Annotated in this window: 8 protein-coding genes; 4 read left to right on the top strand and 4 right to left on the bottom strand. The window is 65.1% G+C overall.

Features of this window, described 5'->3' with window-relative positions; genetic code table 11:
- The 4 genes from Q4I23_RS29390 to Q4I23_RS29375 all read left to right on the top strand — a co-directional run.
- Positions 1-289 (top strand): transposase (locus Q4I23_RS29390; RefSeq protein ID WP_498528560.1); only part of this gene is annotated, 289 nt, incomplete at its 5' end.
- A gap of 643 nt (positions 290-932) precedes the next feature.
- Positions 933-1,142, top strand: coding sequence for a cold-shock protein (locus Q4I23_RS29385; RefSeq protein WP_149650864.1), 210 nt, complete (start codon positions 933-935; stop codon positions 1,140-1,142).
- Positions 1,143-1,256: 114 nt separating this feature from the next.
- A complete protein-coding gene (locus tag Q4I23_RS29380; protein ID WP_498528559.1) occupies positions 1,257-1,691 on the top strand; it encodes a DUF6481 family protein in 435 nt (144 codons plus the stop codon).
- A 442-nt stretch (positions 1,692-2,133) separates the two neighbouring features.
- A complete protein-coding gene (locus Q4I23_RS29375; RefSeq protein ID WP_498528558.1) occupies positions 2,134-3,408 on the top strand; it encodes a DEAD/DEAH box helicase in 1,275 nt (424 codons plus the stop codon).
- 289 nt (positions 3,409-3,697) lie between these two features.
- Here the strand turns inward: Q4I23_RS29375 and Q4I23_RS29370 are convergent, their stop codons facing one another.
- The 4 genes from Q4I23_RS29370 to Q4I23_RS29355 all read right to left on the bottom strand — a co-directional run bounded on the left by Q4I23_RS29370 (position 3,698) and on the right by Q4I23_RS29355 (position 6,017).
- Positions 3,698-4,222 (bottom strand): transposase, encoded by a 525-nt coding sequence (locus Q4I23_RS29370; RefSeq protein ID WP_498528557.1) that lies wholly within the window; start codon positions 4,220-4,222, stop codon positions 3,698-3,700.
- A gap of 9 nt (positions 4,223-4,231) precedes the next feature.
- Positions 4,232-4,522 carry a transposase gene (locus Q4I23_RS29365; protein WP_498528556.1) on the bottom strand — a complete coding sequence of 97 codons (291 nt, stop codon included), beginning with the start codon at positions 4,520-4,522 and terminating at the stop codon, positions 4,232-4,234.
- A gap of 74 nt (positions 4,523-4,596) precedes the next feature.
- Entirely contained in the window at positions 4,597-5,196 is a 600-nt protein-coding gene (locus Q4I23_RS29360) for a hypothetical protein (RefSeq protein ID WP_498528555.1), read from the bottom strand.
- An 11-nt stretch (positions 5,197-5,207) separates the two neighbouring features.
- Positions 5,208-6,017 carry a helix-turn-helix domain-containing protein gene (locus tag Q4I23_RS29355; protein WP_498528554.1) on the bottom strand — a complete coding sequence of 270 codons (810 nt, stop codon included), beginning with the start codon at positions 6,015-6,017 and terminating at the stop codon, positions 5,208-5,210.
- Positions 6,018-6,368: the final 351 nt, after the last annotated feature.

Below are 6,368 nucleotides of genomic sequence, written 5' to 3'. Positions count from 1 at the left end.
GATGGACGAGGCGGAGTTCGACGTGCTGGCCTACATGGCCTACCCGAAGGATCTGCGCACCAAGCTGCACAGCACGAACCCTCTGGAACGCCTGAATGGCGAGATCAAGCGGCGCACCAACGTCGTTGGTATCTTCCCTGGCGAGGGGGCGGTTCGCAGGCTGGTTGGCGCCTTGCTGCTGGAGCAACACGACGAGTGGGCGGTGTGCCGGCGCTACATGACCATGGAAAGCCTGACCGAGCTGTGCCACCCTCACACCGCTGACCCGCTGCCGATTGCAGCGGAGTAGACCGGCGGCTTCAACTCGCCGAACAGCACCTACGCCCCCTCAGACACCAAGCCTCGGGGCACGATCCGCGCGCCGCGGCCGGCCGCTCAATCACCCGTGTCGCTTTCTCCTAAAAACTTTCTTTGAAAGTTTTAAACATTAAACTCGACGATTCTGCGAGGAGTGACCGATCGGAGTGAATTCATAAGTTATTGACATATAAAGATATTTATCTGAGGAAAGCGTCCAACTGCAAACCGTGCACGCTGGTTGATGCGCCCAGCCCGCGCCGGGATGCAGACGGTCCTGGTGCTCCAGCACCGATCAGGGCATCGTCAACTTCGCCTGACCGACTCCGTTGCGTGTCTTCGGAATATGGTGGCGGTGGTTCGCACTGGCCCTCTGCGACAAGTGGTTTTCGGCGTTAGAGAAAAACGCCAATACGAGCCCCATATCGAGACGATTGTTCGGCAATCGAATTACGCATGGCCGCCCACCGGCATTTTTCGCTTGCAAGATATCAGGCCACACCCCACTTTCGGTTGGTCGAGGTTGCTCTGGGCTTTGTTATTCCGATCCTGTCCAAGGATTTGAGTCTCTTCCCGAAGTGAGATTGATGCCCTGCGCAATGTTGTGCGGGCAACGCCAGGAAGGGAACTGACCCATGGCCATCGGAACCGTCAAGTTTTTCAATTCGACCAAGGGCTTCGGCTTCATCCAGCCGGAAGACGGCACGGATGACGTGTTCGTCCACATCTCCGCCGTCGAGCGCGCCGGGATCAGCAACCTCGGAGAGGGCCAAAAGCTGTCCTTCGACGCGGTTCGCGACCCTCGCCGTGGCAAGGTTGCCGCCGAGAACCTGCGCGCACTCTGAGTGCAGCCGGCTCGGGAAAGAAGGGTGGCTCCGGCCGCCCTTTTTTTGTACCGGGATCCAGAAACGACGCCGCCCCCCCTCATAGCCGGTGCAGCATCGCCGCCTTCGGCGACCGTGACCGATAAAGATTTGCCTGACGACCTTCCCCGGGGCGCGGCCGGATTCACGAAACGGAAAAACATGAACGGCTTTAAAAACGCAGGGCTTTCCGAGCGTCTGAGCACGGCTGCGGGCGCGAAAAAGGCCCTGCTCGAGAAGTTCAAGGCGCAATCGACTGTGAACGATCTGGCCTTCGCGGAGCGGGAAGAAGCCCGGCGGGCCGTGCGCATCGCCCGTGAGGCTCGCGAGGCCGAGCGCAACGCGGCGCGCGACGCCCGCAAGGCTGCCGAGCAGGAGGCCCTGCAAGCGGAACAGGCCGAGCGGGACGCCCGCGAGGCGCTGGAGGCCCAGGAAGCCGCCGAGCAGGCCGCGCGCCAAATGGCCATGGCCGTGGAGGCGAAGGCTGCCCGCGACGCCCGCTATGCAGCCCGAAAAGCAAGGGCTCGCTGACGGTCCGCAGTGTCCAGAAGGCGGTGTCCAGGGGGGCACCGCCAAAGCCATCCGATCCAGACGCCGAATGGCTCCGGACCGGATGACGGGAGATGAAAAAAACAGACGTTGAGGAAAGCCGAGATCATCGGGTTCCAAGTCGCCACCACCTATGCGGAAAATCCTGTGCATGGCTGACAAGCGTCTGGTTTCGCTCCTGATTGCCGAATGACCTTGATATTACGGCGTCATGTCTTATTCTATTGATATTGATCGCTGGAGGCTTAAAACGTCTCTTGAGAGAGACGCGGTAGGTTTCTTGGCGTGGCACCCTGCCGCGCTCCTCAGCAAGTCGCAACTCCCTCTTTCGACCTCCTCCTGGCGAGATCGCCGGCGCTTGACCGTTCCCCAACCGGGGGTGTGGTCCGCTTTGCGCCGTCATGCTTGTGGAAGGTCCCACTCCTTGTCCGAAAATTTCGTTTCCGAACAGACGTTTGCTGATCTCGGCATTCATTCCAAAATCGCCCAGGTTCTGGGTGAGCATGGCTATACCACGCCGACGCCCGTTCAGGCGGCGGCCATCCCACCGGCGTTGGCCGGCCGCGACATTCTCGCCACCGCCGAAACCGGCACCGGCAAGACCGCGGCCTTCATGCTGCCGGCCCTGACCCGCGTGGCCGATCTGCCCCCTCCCGCCGTCGCCGCTCCGCGCATCCTCGTGCTTGCCCCGACGCGTGAACTGGCCAGCCAGGTCACCCAAGCGGCGCGCAAATACGCCAAGCCGCTGCGCATGAACATCATCGATGTGGTCGGCGGCATGCCGTACGGCGAGCAGCTTCGCATGCTGTCGCGCCCGGTGCACGTCGTGGTGGCAACTCCCGGCCGCCTGATCGACCACATCGAACGTCAGCGGATCGACCTCAGCGCCGTCGAGGTGCTGATCCTCGATGAGGCGGATCGCATGCTGGACATGGGCTTCCTTGATGACGTCGAGCGGATCGCCGACGCCTGCAAGGCCGACCGCCAGACGCTGCTGTTCACGGCCACGCTGGACCGCCGCATGAGCCAACTCGCCGGCAAGCTGCTGCGCAACCCGGAACGCGTCGCCGTCCAAAGCCAAGCGACCGCGATCAACGTTGAACAGCGCCTGCACCACACCGACGATATGGACCACAAGCGCCGGTTGCTGATGCACTTTGCCAGCCAGGATGAAGTCGGCAAAGCGATTATCTTCGCCGCGACCAAGCGCGACGCCGACGCACTGGCGGAGGAGTTGAGCACCGCCGGCCATGCCGCCGCTGCCCTGCACGGCGACATGGACCAGTCCAAGCGCAACCGCACGCTCCAGCGGCTGCGCACCGGCCAGGTCCGTCTGCTGGTCGCGACCGACGTGGCCGCCCGCGGCATCGACGTGCGCGACATCACCCACGTCATCAACTTCGACCTGCCGCGCTCGGCCGAGGATTATGTCCACCGCATCGGCCGCACCGGCCGGGCCGGTGCCTCTGGCATCGCGGTGTCCTTCGCCTCCCGCGCCGACCGCGAGACCCTGTCCCGCATCGAACGCTTCACCGGGGCGACGCTGGCGATCCATACGATCCCCGGCATTGAGCCGCAACGTTCTTTCTCCGGCGGCACCGGCCGGCCGGCGGGCCGCCCGGCCATTCGCGGCGGAGCGAGGCCGTGGCAGCGCGACGGCGGCCAGGGCAGACCGCAGGCCCGCGCCGGACGCTGGTAAAAGCGTTCGGGCAAGACAACCAGATCAGGCGCGGCCCTTCGGGACCGCGCCTTTTCTCTTGGGGAACCGAAGCGGGCACCGGGCGCCTATCTGCCGATATCGCAGGGCAACGGCTTGAAGCATCTTCGCGGCTTGTCCGGCCAGTTCCTGGGCAAACTGCCATGCCTGCGATTCCCGCGCATCGCGAACCGCAGCGTACAGCGCAGCCTTCGGCGCAACGGTGAGAAGGCCCGTCAGCGTGTTGCATCGAGGCGAGAGGGGCAAGAGATCGCCCCATTCCCACCATTGATCAGGCGACACGAACGGCCTCCGGGCGTCCAAGGTCGCGCATGCGATTGAGGACCTCGGCAGCGATGGCGACCTCAGTGACCTGCGCCTTGACGGTATGGAAACGCCGTCCATCACCGATGACCTGCGTCCAGCGCCCGATCTGGCCCTCCACGCGAGCCCTTCGGTTGTACGCGCTGTCCCGCTGCCAAGCCATGCGGCCCGTCACGGCGATCGCCTGAATGTGGCGGTCGCGCTGAATGGGCGCAGTTGCTGCCATGTCGCTGAGAACGGCGTCAGCCCGAGGCGCCGTCACGACCGCGGCTTGGGGATGCCGCTCGTGCACGGTCGCGTAGACCGCCGGTCGATCGTAAGCGCCGTCGCCAGTGAAGGAGGCCACCGGGTCCGTGATTTGGTCGAGCAAGGGCCCGACCTGGGCGGCGTCATCCACCTCGCGGCCGGTCAGCGTGGCCGCAACGATCCGACCACATCGCCGCGTCCATGCCGATGTGCAGTTTCCTCCAGGATCACCGCTTCCTGGTCCCATGCTTTTCGATCAGCCACTCGCCCGGCCCACACAGCCGATGAGACCTTCGGTGTGGCGTAGCGCCGGATGGAAAACGGCGCGCAGCATCAGCGCCGTCGTGATCGTGAGGTCCGAGTGGTTGGGCTGCCCGCCCGGAGTGGTCCGGGGCGCAGCCCTCCAGCCCTCAATGGCTTCGTTGCTGACCCATACCGTAAGGCTGCCACGTTGGCGTGGCGCGGCATCATATTCGGCCCAGTTCGTCACCTTGCGTTTGGGCCGAGGAATGCGATGGCGACGAGCGGCGTTGGCCTTGTGCAGCATAATAGGGAACCTGAACACAAACGGCGGCTCTGCCTATGCCAGCACGCCCATCCGTGCAACACCCTGGCACCGGCTCATGGAAACCGGCGGATCTCCGCCAGCCCGTTTCCGGCATCGGAAGCCCGAAACGCCTGGACGATTTGCCGGAGCCGTTGCGCCACGACGCGCTCCTTCGCGCAGGCCTCCTCGCACAGCGCGCGCATCTCGGCGATGCTCGGCCTCCACTTCCTCGTCCGGCGCCACGCGCGCGCCGCGTCGTCGATGGCCCAGGCCGGAAACTCGCCCAGGTCCTCGACCCAGTCCATGGCGACCAGCCGCTCGACGTCGGGGGGCAGTCCCTTGGCCGGGAAATGGGACAGCAAGGCCAGCACACGGCCAAGAAGATGGTCGGGCTCGGCCGGCGCAAGGATGGAATCCTGCAGGTCTGCCAGCACCCGCTGCGCCATGGCGACTTGCCGGGCGGAAAGGGCCACCGGCGGTAACCAGTTTTCCTGAAGCCCCTCGAACCCGTTCTCGCCGAAGCGCGGACGGTGTTCCAGGGTACCGGCGGCCAGAAGCTCGCGCACCGCTCCCGGAAAAGCGGCAACGAGAAGCCGGCAACGTTCGGCAGACGGCATCGCCGGGTCAAAGGGCAGAGGGGACCGTTCCGGCAGGGGCATCATGGCAACGGACATCGACGATTTCCTCAGAAACGGGGACGGGGGACGGGCTGGACGCCCTTGAGCCTCGCGGCAACGGTCATCCAGGCGTCGACCCGCTGTTCGGCGACGCTCTGGCGGGCATGGCTGGTGTTCATGACGGCCGTCCCGCCGGACGGGGCGGATTTCACCGTCGGCGCTTTGCCGGCCGCCACGTCCTGGCCAAGCCACGCCCGCCAGGCGGCGGAGATGTCGCGGTACCGGTAGCCGTGGGCTTGGCAGCGCAGGACGAATCCTTCGACATGCCGGCTGAGATCGACCGAGCCGAAACGGTTCCCGGCCCAGGCGAGGTCGTCGGCGTTGGGCATCCAATCCGCGGGCACTTCACACACCGGTCCGCGCCCGCCCGAAGCGAGCGAGTCCGGATTCTGTTCAGGATGATGGTGTTCATGACTCGGTGCTGGACAGGGGACGTTCGTCAGTGAGTCATCCCTGTCGCTGGTCGGAACAGGGCGCAATGGGGCTTGGTCGCCAGCGGCTTGGGGGAAGGTCTCCTCGCACTGGGCGACGCGCAGCCGGTACAGGCAGGACAGCCGTGAGCCGTCGCGGCCGCGGCGGTGCTCGATGGTGACCAGACCCATGTCGTGAAGGCGCTGCAGGATGCGGTTGATGGTCGGGCGCGACCGTTTCAGTTTTGCTGCCAGCGTCGACTGCGACGGCCAGCAGACGCCGTTCTCGTTGGCGAAAGTGGCAAGAGCCGCAAGCACGGCGAATCCATCCGCGTCGAGGTCGGGATGGTCCAGCCACCAGGCGGGGATCTTGCCCCAGCGGCTGTTGCTCTCGGTCGTGGTGGTCATGCGGCGCTCCCGCGAGATCGTGGAACCGGCGTCGGCCGGCGTTCTTGCAGGCAGGATTCCCCGGATGCTTCAGACTCAGCAAAGCGCGCCCGTCTCCTATCGACAGGTGGCGGGCGCGCTCGTGGTAGGTGCCAGGCGCAATTGCGAAGGTTGCAGGCGCGGCATCGGCAGGAGGCAGACGCGCATATGGAGGTGTCAGGCGCGGTAACCACCGCGACTCGGGACGCGGCGAAACGCGCCTGTGACCTATCGGTGTGTCGAAGAGACTCCGGAGTTGTCCAATTCTATAGGATGCAGGCGCGTTTCGGGGGCCTGAGATAGGGCGCAGGCGCGCTTCGACTCGTTGGATTC

It is taken from the genome of Azospirillum sp. UFLA03-27, assembly GCF_059803775.1.
Note: the sequence above shows the minus strand (reverse complement) of the source record. Positions and strands in the feature narration are given on the sequence as shown.